General features: G+C 71.6%; 15 protein-coding genes. 14 read left to right on the top strand and 1 reads right to left on the bottom strand.

Translation table 11 applies throughout. The features are described from left to right. Positions 1 to 94: 94 nt before the first annotated feature. The 4 genes from AB0389_RS04595 to nusB all read left to right on the top strand — a co-directional run bounded on the left by AB0389_RS04595 (position 95) and on the right by nusB (position 3,322). Positions 95 to 1,078, top strand: a complete 984-nt coding sequence (locus AB0389_RS04595) for an AAA family ATPase (RefSeq protein ID WP_366393840.1) — start codon at positions 95 to 97, stop codon at positions 1,076 to 1,078. Positions 1,079 to 1,158: 80 nt separating this feature from the next. Further along, the gene (locus tag AB0389_RS04590; protein ID WP_366393839.1) at positions 1,159 to 2,268 is read left to right on the top strand and encodes an aminopeptidase P family protein; all 1,110 of its coding nucleotides are present in this window, start codon (positions 1,159 to 1,161) and stop codon (positions 2,266 to 2,268) included. Positions 2,269 to 2,324: 56 nt separating this feature from the next. Continuing rightward, positions 2,325 to 2,891 (top strand): elongation factor P, encoded by a 567-nt coding sequence (efp, locus tag AB0389_RS04585; RefSeq protein ID WP_366393838.1) that lies wholly within the window; start codon positions 2,325 to 2,327, stop codon positions 2,889 to 2,891. A 2-nt stretch (positions 2,892 to 2,893) separates the two neighbouring features. Continuing rightward, positions 2,894 to 3,322: a transcription antitermination factor NusB gene (gene nusB / locus AB0389_RS04580; protein WP_366393837.1), complete on the top strand. Its 429-nt coding sequence runs from the start codon at positions 2,894 to 2,896 to the stop codon at positions 3,320 to 3,322. 141 nt (positions 3,323 to 3,463) lie between these two features. Here nusB and bldD read toward each other — a convergent pair whose 3' ends face one another. Continuing rightward, the gene (gene bldD / locus AB0389_RS04575) at positions 3,464 to 3,964 is read right to left on the bottom strand and encodes a transcriptional regulator BldD (protein WP_023542978.1); all 501 of its coding nucleotides are present in this window, start codon (positions 3,962 to 3,964) and stop codon (positions 3,464 to 3,466) included. A 259-nt stretch (positions 3,965 to 4,223) separates the two neighbouring features. Here bldD and pyrR point away from each other — a divergent pair, with 259 nt between their 5' ends. From pyrR to gmk, 10 genes are all read left to right on the top strand, one after another. Beyond that, positions 4,224 to 4,805 carry a bifunctional pyr operon transcriptional regulator/uracil phosphoribosyltransferase PyrR gene (gene pyrR, locus AB0389_RS04570; protein ID WP_366393836.1) on the top strand — a complete coding sequence of 194 codons (582 nt, stop codon included), beginning with the start codon at positions 4,224 to 4,226 and terminating at the stop codon, positions 4,803 to 4,805. A gap of 126 nt (positions 4,806 to 4,931) precedes the next feature. Continuing rightward, positions 4,932 to 5,978, top strand: a complete 1,047-nt coding sequence (locus AB0389_RS04565) for an aspartate carbamoyltransferase catalytic subunit (RefSeq protein WP_366393835.1) — start codon at positions 4,932 to 4,934, stop codon at positions 5,976 to 5,978. Between the two features lie 2 nt (positions 5,979 to 5,980). Next, positions 5,981 to 7,267, top strand: coding sequence for a dihydroorotase (locus tag AB0389_RS04560; RefSeq protein WP_366393834.1), 1,287 nt, complete (start codon positions 5,981 to 5,983; stop codon positions 7,265 to 7,267). 5 nt (positions 7,268 to 7,272) lie between these two features. Further along, positions 7,273 to 7,935, top strand: a complete 663-nt coding sequence (locus AB0389_RS04555) for a hypothetical protein (RefSeq protein ID WP_366393833.1) — start codon at positions 7,273 to 7,275, stop codon at positions 7,933 to 7,935. Further along, on the top strand, positions 7,932 to 9,089 hold the full coding sequence (gene carA / locus AB0389_RS04550; protein ID WP_366393831.1) for a glutamine-hydrolyzing carbamoyl-phosphate synthase small subunit: 1,158 nt from the start codon (positions 7,932 to 7,934) through the stop codon (positions 9,087 to 9,089). Before AB0389_RS04555 ends, carA begins: the two co-directional genes overlap by 4 nt. Beyond that, positions 9,082 to 12,417: a carbamoyl-phosphate synthase large subunit gene (gene carB / locus AB0389_RS04545; protein ID WP_366393829.1), complete on the top strand. Its 3,336-nt coding sequence runs from the start codon at positions 9,082 to 9,084 to the stop codon at positions 12,415 to 12,417. Before carA ends, carB begins: the two co-directional genes overlap by 8 nt. A 69-nt stretch (positions 12,418 to 12,486) precedes the next feature. Beyond that, entirely contained in the window at positions 12,487 to 13,596 is a 1,110-nt protein-coding gene (locus AB0389_RS04540) for a quinone-dependent dihydroorotate dehydrogenase (RefSeq protein WP_366393828.1), read from the top strand. After that, positions 13,593 to 14,453, top strand: a complete 861-nt coding sequence (gene pyrF, locus AB0389_RS04535) for an orotidine-5'-phosphate decarboxylase (RefSeq protein WP_366393827.1) — start codon at positions 13,593 to 13,595, stop codon at positions 14,451 to 14,453. Before AB0389_RS04540 ends, pyrF begins: the two co-directional genes overlap by 4 nt. Before the next feature lie 322 nt (positions 14,454 to 14,775). After that, a complete protein-coding gene (locus AB0389_RS04530; protein ID WP_366393826.1) occupies positions 14,776 to 15,099 on the top strand; it encodes an integration host factor in 324 nt (107 codons plus the stop codon). A gap of 38 nt (positions 15,100 to 15,137) precedes the next feature. Further along, positions 15,138 to 15,701, top strand: a complete 564-nt coding sequence (gene gmk / locus AB0389_RS04525; RefSeq protein WP_366393825.1) for a guanylate kinase — start codon at positions 15,138 to 15,140, stop codon at positions 15,699 to 15,701. Positions 15,702 to 15,729: the final 28 nt, after the last annotated feature.

The raw sequence follows: 15,729 nt of genomic DNA, 5'->3' as shown, positions 1-15,729 counted from the left end.
GCGGTACCGTTCCGGAAGCGCGCGGCCCGGCCCCTCGGACGAGAGGCCTTCGGCCGCCGACCAGCGTCAGTCGCACGAGACGGAGTGGCACCGGATGCAGCATTCAGCGGGGGATCCGCTGCCGCCTCCCCGCGGTCCAGGACCCGGCGGGTGGGTGCCGGGGGCCCCGCCGCCGGGCGCGGGCCATCAGCAGCACGTACCGGGGTGGACCACCGGGGCCCACCCGGCGCCCGGGCAGGCCACCGGCCGGGCTCCGGGGCAGCTCCCGGGGCAGATTCCGGGCCCCGGCGGGCCCGGCCAGCAGGGACCGGGGGCGCCGGCGCCCGCCTACCCGGGACCCGGGGCGCGACAGGCGCCGCCTCCCACGCACGCGCCGCCGCCGGCGCAGCCGCCCCGGCCGCCCGCCATGCCACCGCCCACGGCGCCGGCGCAGGACGCCACCGGCCATATCGCGCTGCCGCCCGGCGGACCCGTGCCCATCCCCGTACCGGCGCCGCCGCAGGCCGGGAACGGCACCGGGGCGGCGACCCTCGCCGTCCTGCTGATCGGCCCGGCCGGCGCGGGCAAGACGACCGTGGCGCGTCACTGGGCGAAGAGCCGGCGCGTGCCCACGGCCCACATCAGCCTCGACGATGTCCGCGAGTGGGTCTGCGCCGGCTTCGCGGACCCGCAGAGCGGGTGGAACGAGCACTCCGAGGCGCAGTACCGGCTGGCCCGCCGCACCTGCGGCTTCGCCGCGCGCAACTTCCTCGCCAACGGCATCTCCTGCATCCTCGACGACGCGGTCTTTCCCGACCGGCCGGTCGTCGGGCTCGGCGGCTGGAAGCGCCATGTGGGGCCAGGACTGCTGCCCGTCGTCCTGCTCCCCGGTCTGGAGATCGTGCTGGAGCGCAACGCCGAGCGCAGCGGCAACCGCCGGCTCGCCGACGAGGAGGTGGCCGGCATCCACGGCCGGATGGCGGGCTGGTACGGATCGGGGCTGCCGATCATCGACAACTCCACCTACGACGTGGAGACCACGGCCCGGGCCCTGGACGATGTCCTCGCCCGCGCGCTGGCCAGCCCGCCGAGCTGGTGACCGGACGCCCCCGCTGCCCGCGCCCCCCGTCCGGACGCGCTGAACCGGCCGGGTGACGGCTCCGCTCATACGATCGGGTCATGTCTGACGTGTATGCGGCCCGCCGCGCGCGGCTGCGCGACCGGTACGCCGCGGGGGGCAGCGCGGCGGCCCTGGTCTCGCGCCCCGCCAACGTCCGCTATCTGGCGGGCGTGGCGCCGCCGGGGGCCGTGCTGCTGCTCGGTCCCGACGCGGACGCGGACACGCTGGTCTGCCCCCGGGGCGCCGCCGACGGCACCGAGGGGCGGGCCGACGAGGCGCTGCGCGTCTCCGTACTGCCGACCGACACCGGCGATCCGGCGGTGGCCGCCGCCGGGCTGCTCGTCCCGTCGGCCGCCGGGACGCTCGCCGTCGAGGAGCACCATCTGACCGTGGCCAGGCACCGGGCGATCGCCTCGGTCGCGCCCGGGCTGCGGCTGGTGGATCTGGCCGCCGCCGTCGAGCAGCAGCGGATCGTCAAGGACGAGACGGAGATCGCCTCCCTGCGGATCGCGGCCGAGATCGCCGACCAGGCGCTCGGCGAACTCCTGGAGTCGATCCTCGTGGGCCGCACCGAACGGCATCTCGCGCTGGAGCTGGAGCGGCGCCTCATCGACCACGGCGCCGACGGCCCGGCCTTCCCGACCACCGTCGCCACCGGACCCCACTCCGGGCGGACCGCCCACCGGCCGTCGGACCGACGGGTCGAGGAGGGCGATTTCCTCTTCGTCGGCCTCGGCGCCGAGTACCGCGGATACCGGTGCCTCATCGGCCGTACGTTCGTGATCGGGACCTCGCCCGCCGACTGGCAGATCGACCTCTACGAACTGGTCTTCGCGGCCCAACGCGCAGGTCGGGAGGGGCTCTTGCCCGGCGCCGCCTGCCGCGCGGTGGACCGCGCGACCCGGCAGCCGCTGGCGTCGGCCGGGTACGGGGAGGGGCTCGCGCCCCGGATGGGACACGGGGTCGGACTGGAAATCGACGAGGACCCGCAGCTCGCCGTCGGCGCCATGGGTAAACTAGAGGCTTGTGTGCCGGTCACCGTCGGACCGGGGGTCCACCTCCCGGGCCGGGGCGGTGTCCGGATCGATGACACGCTCGTCGTCCGCCCCGAGGCGGACGGCGGACCCGAGCTACTCACCATCACGACCAAGGAACTGCTCGCGCTCTAGGACACGTGTCCGCGCGGGCCCCTCGGTCGTCCACCAGTCCAGGAGATTCCGCAACCGTGGCTTCCACGAACGACCTCAAGAACGGCCTGGTGCTCAAGCTCGACGGGGGCCAGCTCTGGTCCGTCGTCGAGTTTCAGCACGTCAAGCCCGGCAAGGGCCCGGCCTTCGTGCGCACCAAGCTGAAGAACGTGCTCTCCGGCAAGGTCGTCGACAAGACCTTCAACGCCGGCGTGAAGGTCGAGACGGCCACCGTCGACCGCCGCGACATGGAGTTCTCCTACATGGACGGCGAGTACTTCGTCTTCATGGACATGGAGACGTACGACCAGCTGATGATCGACCGCAAGTCGGTCGGTGACGCCGCGAACTTCCTCATCGAGGGCTTCAAGGCCAGCGTCGCCACGCACGAGGGCGAGGTGCTCTACGTCGAGCTGCCCGCCGCCGTCGAGCTCACGATCCAGCACACCGACCCGGGCGTCCAGGGCGACCGTTCCACCGGTGGCACCAAGCCGGCGACGCTGGAGACCGGCTACGAGATCGGTGTTCCGCTCTTCATCACCACCGGTGAGAAGATCAAGGTCGACACCCGTTCGGGCGATTACCTCGGCCGGGTGAACAGCTAACCGTGGCTGCCCGGAGCAAGGCCCGAAAGCGCGCCTTCCAGATTCTCTTCGAGGCGGACCAGCGCGGGGAAACCGTACAGACGGTCCTCGCGGACTGGGTACGGCACTCCCGGAGCGACGACCGCCAGCCGCCGGTCAACGAGTACACCATGCAGCTCGTCGAGGGGTACGCGGAGCATGTCGCCCGTATCGACGAACTGATCTCGACCTACGCGGTGGACTGGGAGATCGACCGGATGCCGGTCGCGGACCGGAACATCGTGCGGCTCGGCGCGTACGAGCTGATCTGGGAGGACGAGACCCCGGACGCGGTGGCGATCGACGAGGCCGTCCAGCTCGCCAAGGAGTTCAGCAACGACGACTCCCCGGCGTTCGTCAATGGACTGCTCGGCCGCTTCAAGGGACTCAAGCAGAATCTCCGCCGCGCCTGAGACGCCGCGCCCGAGAGCCTGTCGGGCCCCCGCCGCGCGGGGGCCCGCCGGCCGTCCACGCACCCCGGCCGGCGCTCCACGCACCGGAGGGTGGATCCGTACGAGACGGATCCACCCTCCGGAGGTGACGTTTCTGCCCGGTCAGCCCTCGTCGTGGGCGACCGCGCGACGCGCGTCCGCGTCCAGGACACCCCAGCTGATGAGCTGTTCGGTCAGGACCGACGGCGACTGGTCGTAGATCACGGCAAGCGTGCGCAGGTCGTCCTGGCGGATCGACAGGACCTTGCCGTTGTAATCCCCGCGCTGGCTCTGGATCGTGGCAGCGTAGCGCTGGAGCGGGCCCGCCTTCTCCTGCGGCACGTGGGCCAGCCGCTCAAGGTCGAGAACGAGCTTCGGCGGCGGCTCTGCGGCTCCACCGGGGGTGGTGCCGGGAAGCAGCTCCTGCACCGGGACCCCGTAGAAATCCGCCAGCTCGGCGAGGCGCTGCACCGTGACCGCACGGTCGCCGCGCTCGTACGAACCGACCACCACTGCCTTCCAGCGGCCCTGGGACTTCTCCTCCACGCCATGGAGCGAGAGGCCCTGCTGGGTGCGGATGGCGCGGAGCTTGGCCCCGAGCTGCTTTGCGTATTCGCTGGACATGTAGCTCCCCGGACGCTGGAACATTGTGCGGCTCCGCCGCGTGGTTGGTAACTCACTGTGAGGTTACGCAGCGTTACTTGGATGCGTCAAGCCGAAGGAGGCGTGACAAGGTCCGCACCAGGTCCGCGCCGCCCTCCCCGCCCGCCTCGGGGGCGGGGGTGCGGCCCGATGGCGCGCGGACGTCCTGCTAGCCTGGGTGGCGTAATTCCGACGTCCTTTAAGAGCCGTCCCGTGAGGCGGAGAAGGAGGTCCGTTTCCGATGGACACCCACATCACCGGTGAGAGCGGCGCGCGCGCCGTCCTGGAAGCCCCCGACATCGCTCGGGTGCTGACCCGGATCGCCCACGAGATCGTCGAACGCGCCAAGGGCGCCGACGACGTCGTGCTGCTCGGCATCCCGACCCGAGGCGTTTTCCTGGCCCGGAGACTGGCCGAAAAACTGGCCGAGATCACCGGCCGCTCGATCCCGGTCGGCTCCCTCGACATCACCATGTACCGCGACGACCTGCGGCTGCGGCCTGCCCGCGCGCTGGCCCGTACCGACATCCCGGGCGACGGCGTCGACGGACGGCTCGTCGTCCTGGTCGACGACGTGCTCTTCTCCGGCCGTACGATCCGCGCCGCCCTCGACGCGCTCGGCGACATCGGACGCCCCCGGGCCGTACAGCTCGCCGTCCTGGTCGACCGGGGCCATCGCGAGCTGCCGATCCGCGCCGACTACGTCGGCAAGAACCTCCCCACGTCCCTGCGGGAGACGGTCAAGGTCCAGCTCGCCGAGGAGGACGGCCGGGACACCGTGCTGCTCGGCCTCCAGCAGCCCGCCGCGTCCGGCGAGCAGTAGCGGCGCGCCCGACCGTCACCAGCGCGCGTCCGTACTACGTACGGACGTCTCCGCGCGCCTCCGGTACGGGACGCCGTCAGCGCGCCCGTACGCCCGTACACCCCAGACAACCGGAGCACTCTCCCGATGCTGCGTCTCCCCGGGGCAAGCCCCCGCACGCCCGGCCATCTCATCTCCGCCGGCGACCTCAGCCGTGACGAGGCCGTATCGATCCTCGACACCGCCGAGGAGATGGCCCGGGTCGCCGACCGGCCCATCAAGAAGCTGCCGACCCTGCGCGGCCGTACCGTCGTCAATCTCTTCTTCGAGGACTCGACCCGCACCCGGATCTCCTTCGAGGCCGCCGCCAAGCGGCTCTCCGCCGATGTGATCAACTTCTCGGCCAAGGGCTCGTCCGTCTCGAAGGGCGAATCCCTCAAGGACACCGCCCTCACCCTGGAGGCGATGGGCGCCGACTCCGTCGTCATCCGGCACCCCGCCTCGGGCGCCCCGTACCGGCTCGCCACCTCCGGCTGGATCGACGGCGCGGTCGTCAACGCGGGCGACGGCACCCACGAGCACCCCACCCAGGCGCTGCTGGACGCCTTCACCCTGCGCCGCCGGCTGGTCGGCGCGGACACCGGCATCGGACGCGACCTCGAAGGGCGCCGGGTCACGATCGTCGGCGACGTACTGCACAGCCGGGTCGCCCGCTCGAACGTCCTGCTGCTGCACACGCTGGGCGCCCACGTCACGCTGGTCGCCCCGCCCACCCTCGTACCGATCGGCGTCGAGCACTGGCCGTGCGAGGTCTCGTACGATCTGGACCGGGTGCTGCCCGCGTCCGACGCCGTGATGATGCTGCGCGTCCAGCGCGAGCGGATGAACGCGGCGTTCTTCCCGACCGAGCGCGAGTACGCGCGCCGCTACGGCCTGAACGGCGACCGGATGGGCCGGATGCCCGGGCACTCCGTCGTCATGCACCCCGGACCGATGAACCGCGGCATGGAGATCACCGCCGAGGTCGCCGACTCCGACCGCTGCACCGCCGTCGAGCAGGTCGCCAACGGCGTCTCGATCCGGATGGCCGTGCTCTACCTGCTGCTGGGCGGCAACGAGCCCGCCGTCACCGCGTCCCGTACCGAATCCCGTACCGACATCCGCACCGAAGCCCGCACCGAGGAGACCAAGTAATCATGAGCAAGACTCTTGTCAGGGGCGCGCGGATCCTCGGCGGCGAGGTGCGGGACGTACTGATCGACGGCGAGACCATCGCGGCCGTGGGCACCGGACTGGACGCCGGCGACGCCACCGTCGTCGACGCGGCCGGCCTGGTCCTGCTGCCCGGTCTGGTCGACCTCCACACGCATCTGCGCGAGCCGGGCCGCGAGGACTCCGAGACCGTGCTGACCGGCACCAAGGCCGCCGCCGTGGGCGGCTTCACCGCCGTGCACGCCATGGCCAACACCTTCCCCGTGGCCGACACCGCCGGCGTCGTCGAGCAGGTCTGGCGGCTCGGCCGCGAGTCCGGCTACTGCGACGTCCAGCCGGTCGGCGCCGTCACCGTAGGCCTGGAGGGCAAGCACCTCGCCGAGCTGGGCGCCATGCACGACTCCGCCGCCAACGTGCGCGTCTTCTCCGACGACGGCAAGTGCGTCGACGACGCGGTGATCATGCGCAGGGCGCTGGAGTACGTGAAGGCGTTCGACGGCGTCATCGCCCAGCACGCCCAGGAGCCCCGGCTCACCGAGGGCGCGCAGATGAACGAGGGCGTCGTCTCCGCCGAGCTGGGGCTCGGCGGCTGGCCCGCCGTGGCCGAGGAGTCGATCATCGCCCGCGATGTCCTGCTCGCCGCCCACGTCGGCTCCCGCGTCCACATCTGCCACCTCTCCACCGCAGGCTCGGTCGAGCTGGTGCGCTGGGCGAAGTCCAAGGGCTGGAACGTCACCGCCGAGGTCACCCCGCACCACCTGCTGCTCACCGACGAACTCGTCCGGACGTACAACCCCGTCTACAAGGTGAACCCGCCGCTGCGCACCGAGGCCGACGTCCTCGCCCTGCGCACGGCCCTCGCCGACGGCACCATCGACTGCGTCGCCACCGACCACGCCCCGCACCCGCACGAGGACAAGGACTGCGAGTGGGCCGCCGCCGCCATGGGCATGGTGGGCCTGGAGACCGCCCTGTCGGTGGTCCAGCAGACGATGGTCGAGACCGGACTGCTCGACTGGGCCGGCGTCGCCGACCGCATGTCGGTCCGTCCGGCGCGCATCGGCCGGCTGGCCGGCCACGGCCGCCCCGTCTCGGCAGGCGAGCCCGCCAACCTCACCCTGGTCGATCCGGCATACCGTGGTGCCGTGGACCCCACGGGCTTCGCCTCCCGCAGCCGCAACACCCCGTACGAGGGCCGCGAGCTGCCGGGACGTGTCACCCACACCTTCCTGCGGGGCCGCGCCACGGTCGTCGACGGGAATCTGACGTGACAGGCATGACGGACATCACACGCGTGGCCAGCGCGAAGCACCTCCTGCCCCTGGCCGCCGAGCAGAAATCGGCGGACGTGACCGACTGGGCCGCCCGGCTCGGCTGGGTCGTCGGGCTGCTGCTCTTCATCACGCTGGTGTACTGGCTGATGCGGCAGGGCTGGAAGTGGCGCGGCTCCCTCCAGTCCGGCCTGCCCGAGCTGCCCACCGCGCCGCGGACCACCGGTGGGGAGGCCCTGCCCACCGGTGGGCAGGCCCTGACCACCGGTGGGCAGGCCCTGCCCACCGGCGAGGCGAGGCTCCCCGTACTCGTCGGCCGCTACCACGGCTCCACCACCGCCGGGCAGTGGCTCGACCGCATCGTCGCCCACGGCCTCGGCTCCCGCAGCCGCGTCGAGCTGACGCTCACCGACGCCGGTCTGGACGTCGTACGCCCCGGGGCGAACGACTTCTTCATCCCCGCGGACCAGCTCCGCGAGGCCCGGCTCGACAAGGGCATCGCCGGCAAGGTCCTCGCCGAGGGCGGGCTGCTCGTCGTCACGTGGGAACACGGCGGCACGCTGCTCGACTCCGGCTTCCGCTCCGACCACTCGGCCGACCACACGGCCTGGGTCGAGGCCATCAACTCCATGAACCACATGATCACGACGGAAGGCCCCGCACGATGACCACCTCCACCAGGGGAACCGCCCGCGGAACCGCCCGCGCCCAGGCGTCTCCCGCCGTACTCGTCCTGGAGGACGGCCGCACCTTCCGCGGCCGTGCCTACGGGGCCGTGGGGGAGACCTTCGGCGAGGCCGTGTTCTCCACCGGCATGACCGGCTACCAGGAGACCCTCACCGACCCGTCGTACCACCGCCAGGTGGTCGTCATGACCGCCCCGCACATCGGCAACACCGGCGTCAACGACGAGGACGCCGAGTCCCGGCGCATCTGGGTCTCCGGCTATGTCGTCCGCGACCCCGCCCGCACCCCGTCCAACTGGCGCTCCAGGCGCACCCTCGACGACGAGCTGACCGCCCAGGGCGTCGTCGGCATCAGCGGCATCGACACCCGCGCCCTCACCCGCCATCTGCGCGAGCGCGGCGCGATGCGCGTCGGCATCTTCTCCGGGGAGTCCCTGGCGGACGGCGCGACGCTGCTCGCCCGCGTCCAGCAGGCCCCCGAGATGACCGGCGCCGACCTCTCCGCCGAGGTCTCCACCACCGAGGCGTACGTCGTCCCCGCGATCGGCGAGAAGCGCTTCACCGTCGCAGCCCTCGACCTCGGCATCAAGGGCATGACCCCGCACCGGATGGCCGAGCGCGGCATCGAGGTGCACGTCCTGCCCGCCACCGCCACGCTGGACGAGGTCTACGCCACCGCCCCCGACGGCGTCTTCCTCTCCAACGGCCCCGGCGACCCGGCCACCGCCGACCTCACCGTCGTCAAGGGCGTCCTGGAGCGCGGCACCCCGCTCTTCGGGATCTGCTTCGGCAACCAGCTCCTCGGCCGCGCGCTGGGCTTCGGCACGTACAAGCTGAAGTACGGCCACCGCGGCATCAACCAGCCCGTCCAGGACCGTACGACCGGGAAGGTCGAGGTCACCGCGCACAACCACGGATTCGCCGTCGACGCCCCGCTCGACCGCGTCTCCGACACCCCCTACGGCCGCGCCGAGGTCTCGCACGTCTGCCTCAACGACAACGTCGTCGAGGGGCTCAGGCTGCTCGACCGGCCGGTCTTCAGCGTCCAGTACCACCCCGAGGCAGCCGCGGGCCCGCACGACGCCGCGTACCTGTTCGACCGCTTCGTACAGCTCATGGAGGACCAGCGTGCCTAAGCGCACCGATATCCAGTCCGTCCTGGTCATCGGTTCAGGACCGATCGTCATCGGCCAGGCCGCTGAATTCGACTACTCAGGAACCCAGGCCTGCCGCGTCCTCAAGGCCGAGGGCCTGCGCGTCATCCTGGTCAACTCCAACCCGGCGACGATCATGACCGACCCGGAGATCGCCGACGCCACCTACGTCGAGCCGATCACCCCCGAGTTCGTCGAGAAGATCATCGCCAAGGAGCGCCCCGACGCGCTGCTGCCGACCCTCGGCGGCCAGACCGCGCTCAACACCGCGATCTCCCTCCACGACGCGGGCACGCTCGACAAGTACGGCGTCGAGCTGATCGGCGCCAATGTCGAGGCGATCAACAAGGGCGAGGACCGCGACCTCTTCAAGGGCGTCGTCGCCGCCGTCAAGGAGAAGATCGGCCACGGCGAGTCCGCGCGCTCGGTCATCTGCCACACCATGGACGACGTCATCGGCGGCGTGGAGACGCTCGGCGGCTACCCCGTCGTCGTCCGCCCCTCCTTCACCATGGGCGGCGCCGGCTCCGGCTTCGCGCACAACGAGGAGGACCTGCGCCGGATCGCCGGACAGGGCCTGATGCTCTCCCCGACCACCGAGGTGCTCCTGGAGGAGTCCATCCTCGGCTGGAAGGAGTACGAGCTGGAGCTGATGCGCGACAAGCACGACAACGTCGTGGTCGTCTGCTCCATCGAGAACTTCGACCCGATGGGCGTGCACACCGGCGACTCGATCACCGTCGCGCCCGCCATGACGCTCACCGACCGCGAGTACCAGATCCTGCGCGACGTCGGCATCGCCGTCATCCGCGAGGTCGGCGTCGACACCGGCGGCTGCAACATCCAGTTCGCGATCAACCCCGACGACGGCCGCGTCATCGTCATCGAGATGAACCCGCGCGTCTCCCGCTCCTCCGCGCTCGCCTCCAAGGCCACCGGCTTCCCGATCGCCAAGATCGCCGCCCGGCTCGCCATCGGCTACACGCTGGACGAGATCCCCAACGACATCACCGAGAAGACCCCGGCGTCCTTCGAGCCCACCCTCGACTACGTCGTCGTCAAGGTGCCGCGCTTCGCCTTCGAGAAGTTCCCTGCCGCCGACGCCAGCCTCACCACCACCATGAAATCGGTCGGCGAGGCCATGGCCATCGGCCGCAACTTCACCGAGGCGCTCCAGAAGGCGCTGCGCTCCCTGGAGAAGACCGGCAGCCAGTTCGACTTCACCGGCGACCCGGGTGGCGACGCGGAGAAGCACGCGCTGCTGGAGACCGCCAAGGTCCCCACCGACGGCCGGATCAACACCGTCATGCGGGCCATGCGCGCCGGCGCCACCCCCGAGGAGATCTTCGACGCCACGAAGATCGACCCGTGGTTCGTCGACCAGCTGTTCCTGATCAAGGAGTACGCGGACGAGCTGGCCGCCGCCGACAAGCTCGACCCCGAGCTGCTCGCCGACGCCAAGCGCCACGGCTTCTCCGACGCGCAGATCGCCGGGATCCGCGGGCTGCGCGAGGACGTCGTACGGGAGGTCAGGCACGCGCTCGGCATCCGCCCCGTCTACAAGACGGTCGACACCTGCGCCGCCGAGTTCGCCGCGAAGACCCCGTACTTCTACTCCTCGTACGACGAGGAGAGCGAGGTCGCGCCGCGCGAGCGGCCCGCCGTGATCATCCTCGGCTCGGGCCCCAACCGCATCGGCCAGGGCATCGAGTTCGACTACTCCTGCGTCCACGCCTCCTTCGCGCTGAGCGCCGCGCCGAACCCGGTCGGCGGCTACGAGACCGTGATGGTCAACTGCAACCCGGAGACCGTCTCCACCGACTACGACACCTCCGACCGGCTCTACTTCGAGCCGCTCACCCTGGAGGACGTCCTGGAGATCGTGCACGCCGAGACGCTGGCCGGGCCGGTCGCGGGCGTCATCGTCCAGCTCGGCGGCCAGACCCCGCTGGGCCTGGCGCAGGCGCTCAAGGACAACGGCGTCCCCGTCGTCGGCACGCCCCCCGAGGCGATCCACGCCGCCGAGGACCGCGGCGCCTTCGGCCGGGTGCTCGCCGAGGCCGGACTGCCCGCGCCCAAGCACGGCACCGCCACCACCTTCGCCCAGGCCAAGGCCATCGCCGACGAGATCGGCTACCCGGTCCTCGTCCGGCCGTCGTACGTCCTCGGTGGACGCGGCATGGAGATCGTCTACGACGAGACGCGGCTCTCGTCGTACATCGCGGAGTCCACCGAGATCAGTCCCAGCCGGCCGGTCCTGGTGGACAGGTTCCTCGACGACGCCATCGAGATCGACGTGGACGCGCTCTACGACGGCACGGAGCTGTACCTCGGCGGCGTCATGGAGCACATCGAGGAGGCCGGTATCCACTCCGGCGACTCGGCGTGCGCCCTGCCGCCCATCACGCTCGGCGGACACGACATCAAGCGGCTGCGCGCCTCCACCGAGGCCATCGCGCGCGGGGTCGGCGTCCGCGGACTGATCAACATCCAGTTCGCGATGGCCGGCGACATCCTGTACGTCCTGGAGGCCAATCCGCGCGCCTCCCGTACGGTCCCCTTCACCTCGAAGGCGACCGCCGTACCGCTCGCCAAGGCCGCCGCCCGTATCTCGCTCGGCGCGACCGTCGCCGAGCTGCGCGCCGAGGGCCTGCTGCCCGCCCACGGCGACGGCGGCACCCTGCCGCTGGACGCGCCGATCTCCGTCAAGGAGGCCGTGATGCCGTGGTCGCGCTTCCGCGACATCCACGGCCGCGGGGTGGACACCGTCCTCGGCCCGGAGATGCGCTCCACCGGCGAGGTCATGGGCATCGACTCCGCCTTCGGCACGGCGTACGCCAAGTCGCAGGCCGGCGCCTACGGTCCGCTGCCCACCAAGGGCCGCGCCTTCATCTCCGTCGCCAACCGCGACAAGCGCTCGATGATCTTCCCGGCGCGCGAGCTGGTCGCCCACGGCTTCGAGCTGCTCGCCACCTCGGGCACCGCCGAGGTCCTCAGGCGCAACGGCATCAACGCCACCGTCGTGCGCAAGCAGAGCGAGGGCGAGGGCCCCGACGGCGAGCAGACCATCGTCCAGCTCATCCACGCGGGCGGGGTCGACCTCATCGTCAACACGCCGTACGGCACCGGCGGCCGGCTCGACGGCTACGACATCCGTACGGCCGCCGTGGCACGCGGCGTCCCGTGCCTGACGACGGTCCAGGCGCTGGCCGCCGCCGTCCAGGGCATCGACGCCCTCAAGCACGGCGAGGTGGGCGTGCGTTCCCTCCAGGAACACGCGGACCATCTGATCGCGGCACGCCAGGACTAGCCGGCTCGAAGAGGGGGACACCGGAACCGGTGTCCCCCTCCTTCATGAGGTCCCAGAGGACAAACACGCATGTACTCGCTCTTCTTCCAGCTGTTCTTCCGCCGGATGGACGCCGAACGCGCCCACCACCTGGCCTTCCGGTGGATCCGGCTGGCCGCCAGGATCCCCGTCCTGCGCACCTTCGTCGCCGCCGTCCTGGCACCCCGGTACCGCGCACTGCGCACCGAGGCGTTCGGGCTGCGCATGCACGGCCCCTTCGGGCTGGCGGCCGGCTTCGACAAGAACGCCGTGGCGATCGACGGCATGGCGATGCTCGGCTTCGACCACGTCGAGATCGGTACGGTCACCGGCGAGCCCCAGCCCGGCAACCCCGTGAAGCGGCTCTTCCGGCTCGTGCCCGACCGCGCGCTCATCAACCGGATGGGCTTCAACAACGAGGGCTCGGCGGCCGTGGCGGCCCGGCTGGCGGCCCGCAGGGCCGTCTTCCGCACCACCGTCGGCGTCAACATCGGCAAGACGAAGGTCGTCCCGGAGAGTGAGGCGGCCGGCGACTACGTGCTGTCGACCGAGCGGCTCGCCCGGCACGCCGACTATCTCGTCGTCAACGTCAGCTCGCCCAACACCCCGGGGCTGCGCAGCCTCCAGGCCGTCGACCAGCTCCGGCCGCTGCTCACCGCCGTACGGGAGGCCGCCGACCGTACCGTCACCGGGCGGCGCGTCCCGCTCCTCGTCAAGATCGCGCCCGATCTCGCGGACGAGGACATCGACGCCGTCGCCGACCTCGCCGTGGAGCTGGGCCTCGACGGCATCATCGCCACCAACACCACCATCGCCCGGGACACGCTCGGCCTCGTCTCCGACCCGGCCCTGACGGCCGAGACCGGCGGACTGTCGGGCGCGCCCCTGAAGGCGCGCTCCCTGGAGGTCCTGCGGCGGCTGTACGCGCGCGTGGGCGACCGGATCACCCTGGTCGGGGTCGGCGGCATCGAGAACGCCGAGGACGCCTGGCAGCGCATCCTGGCGGGCGCCACGCTGGTCCAGGGCTACAGCGCCTTCATCTACGCGGGCCCGTTCTGGAGCCGCTCCGTCCACAAGGGGCTCGCGGCGCGGCTCGCCGTCAGCCCGTACGCGACCCTCGCCGAGGCCGTCGGCGCCGACACCCGGAAGGTGACCGCATGACCACCCCCGCCCCCTCCGCCCCCTCCGCCCCCTTCGGGGCGCGGCTGCGCCACGCCATGGACACCCGCGGGCCGCTCTGCGTCGGCATCGACCCGCACGGCTCACTGCTCACGGACTGGGGCCTGAACGACGACATCGCGGGCCTGGAGCGCTTCACCCGCACGGTGGTGGAGGCGCTGGCCGACCGGGTCGCCGTGCTCAAGCCCCAGTCGGCGTTCTTCGAGCGCTTCGGGTCGCGCGGGGTCGCCGTCCTGGAGCGGGCCGTCGCGGAGGCCAGGGCGGCCGGCGCGCTGGTCCTGATGGACGCCAAGCGCGGCGACATCGGCTCGACCATGGGCGCGTACGCGGCGACCTACCTCGCCCCGGACGCGCCGCTCTTCTCGGACGCGGTGACGGTCTCCCCGTACCTCGGCTTCGGATCCCTGCGGCCGGCGCTGGACGCCGCCGCCGCGGCCGGCTCCGGGGTCTTCGTCCTCGCGCTGACGTCCAACCCGGAGGGCGCCGAGGTGCAGCGCGCCACCGTCGCGGACGGCCGCTCGCTCGCGCAGGTGATGCTGGACCACATGGCCGCGGAGAACGCGGGCGCCGAGCCGCTCGGCTCGGTCGGCGCGGTGGTCGGGGCGACGCTCGGGGACGCCGGCGTGGATCTCGCCGTCAACGGGCCGCTGCTCGCCCCCGGGATCGGCGCGCAGGGCGCGACCCCCGCCGACCTGCCCGGCGTATTCGGCGCCGCGGTCGGCAATGTGGTGCCCAGCGTCAGCCGGGGCGTGCTCCGGCACGGACCCGATGTGGCCGCCCTGCGGTCGGCGGCGGAGCGCTTCGCGGACGAGGTGCGGGCGGCGGTCGGCGGCGTGTGAGGCGGTGGTGAGCGGTCCTGGGGTGGTCCTGGAGCGGTCCTGGAGTGGTCCGGGCGCGATCGGGGGAGCGGTCGGGAGCGATTCGGGGCGACGGCCGATGACCGGGTTCTCACCCAAAATCTTGGGCAAAATCCCCCAAATCTTACCTCCGGTCGATGCTGACCAGGACTTTTCGTCTGTTCTCGCTGACTCGGGCCGCCTTGGCCGCTAGTCTCCGTCGAGAGCCAACGTGCAGTGCGTTGCCCGTTGCTCCCCTGGTGTGGGGCGATCAGTTCCTCACCGGTCCGTATCCGACAGTTTCGACATCCGAGGTGACGTAGGCGTGGCTCTTCCGCCCCTTACCCCTGAACAGCGCGCAGCCGCGCTCGAAAAGGCCGCCGCGGCTCGCCGGGAGCGGGCCGAGGTCAAGAATCGACTCAAGCACTCCGGCGCGTCGCTTCACGACGTGATCAAGCAGGGCCGGGAGAACGACGTCATCGGGAAGATGAAGGTCTCCGCGCTGCTCGAATCGCTCCCCGGCGTCGGCAAGGTCCGCGCCAAGCAGATCATGGAGAGGCTCGGCATCTCCGAAAGCCGCCGCGTCCGCGGTCTGGGTTCCAACCAGATCGCCTCCCTGGAGCGCGAGTTCGGCGGTAAGCCGGCCTGACGTTCCCGGGCACTCCCGGGAAGCTGGATAATCGCTGCATGGCAGCAGAGGTACGACCGCGGCTGACCGTGCTCTCCGGCCCCTCCGGGGTCGGCAAGAGCACGGTCGTCGCCCATATGCGCAAGGTCCACCCCGAGGTATGGCTCTCGGTGTCGGCCACCACGAGAAAACCGCGCCCCGGCGAGCGCCACGGCGTCCAGTACTTCTTCGTCTCCGACGAGGAGTTCGACAAGCTGGTCGCCAACGGCGAACTGCTGGAATGGGCGGAGTTCGCGGGCAACAGGTACGGCACCCCCCGTCAGGCGGTCCTCGACCGGCTGACGGCGGGCGAGCCGGTACTCCTGGAGATCGATCTCCAGGGCGCCCGGCAGGTCAAGGAGTCCCTGCCCGATTCGCGGCTGGTCTTCCTGGCGCCGCCGAGCTGGGACGAGCTGGTGCGCCGGCTCACCGGACGGGGCACCGAGTCGGCCGAGGTGATCGAGCGCCGGCTGACCGCCGCGAAGGTGGAACTGGCCGCCGAGTCGGAGTTCGATACGACGCTGGTCAACACGTCGGTCGAGGACGTCGCGCGCGAGCTGCTAGCCTTGGTCGCGATTGCTTGATTTATGATGCCCTCTTCTGTGGCATCAC

Origin of the sequence: Streptomyces sp. NPDC093109 (assembly GCF_040701725.1) — a bacterium.
Taxonomy (GTDB): Bacteria; Actinomycetota; Actinomycetes; order Streptomycetales; family Streptomycetaceae; genus Streptomyces.
Note: the sequence above shows the minus strand (reverse complement) of the source record. Positions and strands in the feature narration are given on the sequence as shown.

Excerpts from the sequence above, each read along its gene's own strand:
- AB0389_RS04595 (WP_366393840.1), top strand. The coding sequence starts at position 95 with ATGCAGCATTCAGCGGGGGATCCGCTGCCGCCTCCCCGCGGTCCAGGA.
- AB0389_RS04590 (WP_366393839.1), top strand. The coding sequence starts at position 1,159 with ATGTCTGACGTGTATGCGGCCCGCCGCGCGCGGCTGCGCGACCGGTAC.
- bldD (WP_023542978.1), bottom strand. The coding sequence starts at position 3,964 with ATGTCCAGCGAATACGCAAAGCAGCTCGGGGCCAAGCTCCGCGCCATC.
- pyrR (WP_366393836.1), top strand. The coding sequence starts at position 4,224 with ATGGACACCCACATCACCGGTGAGAGCGGCGCGCGCGCCGTCCTGGAA.
- AB0389_RS04565 (WP_366393835.1), top strand. The coding sequence starts at position 4,932 with ATGCTGCGTCTCCCCGGGGCAAGCCCCCGCACGCCCGGCCATCTCATC.
- AB0389_RS04560 (WP_366393834.1), top strand. The coding sequence starts at position 5,981 with ATGAGCAAGACTCTTGTCAGGGGCGCGCGGATCCTCGGCGGCGAGGTG.
- AB0389_RS04555 (WP_366393833.1), top strand. The coding sequence starts at position 7,273 with ATGACGGACATCACACGCGTGGCCAGCGCGAAGCACCTCCTGCCCCTG.
- carA (WP_366393831.1), top strand. The coding sequence starts at position 7,932 with ATGACCACCTCCACCAGGGGAACCGCCCGCGGAACCGCCCGCGCCCAG.
- AB0389_RS04540 (WP_366393828.1), top strand. The coding sequence starts at position 12,487 with ATGTACTCGCTCTTCTTCCAGCTGTTCTTCCGCCGGATGGACGCCGAA.
- pyrF (WP_366393827.1), top strand. The coding sequence starts at position 13,593 with ATGACCACCCCCGCCCCCTCCGCCCCCTCCGCCCCCTTCGGGGCGCGG.
- gmk (WP_366393825.1), top strand. The coding sequence starts at position 15,138 with ATGGCAGCAGAGGTACGACCGCGGCTGACCGTGCTCTCCGGCCCCTCC.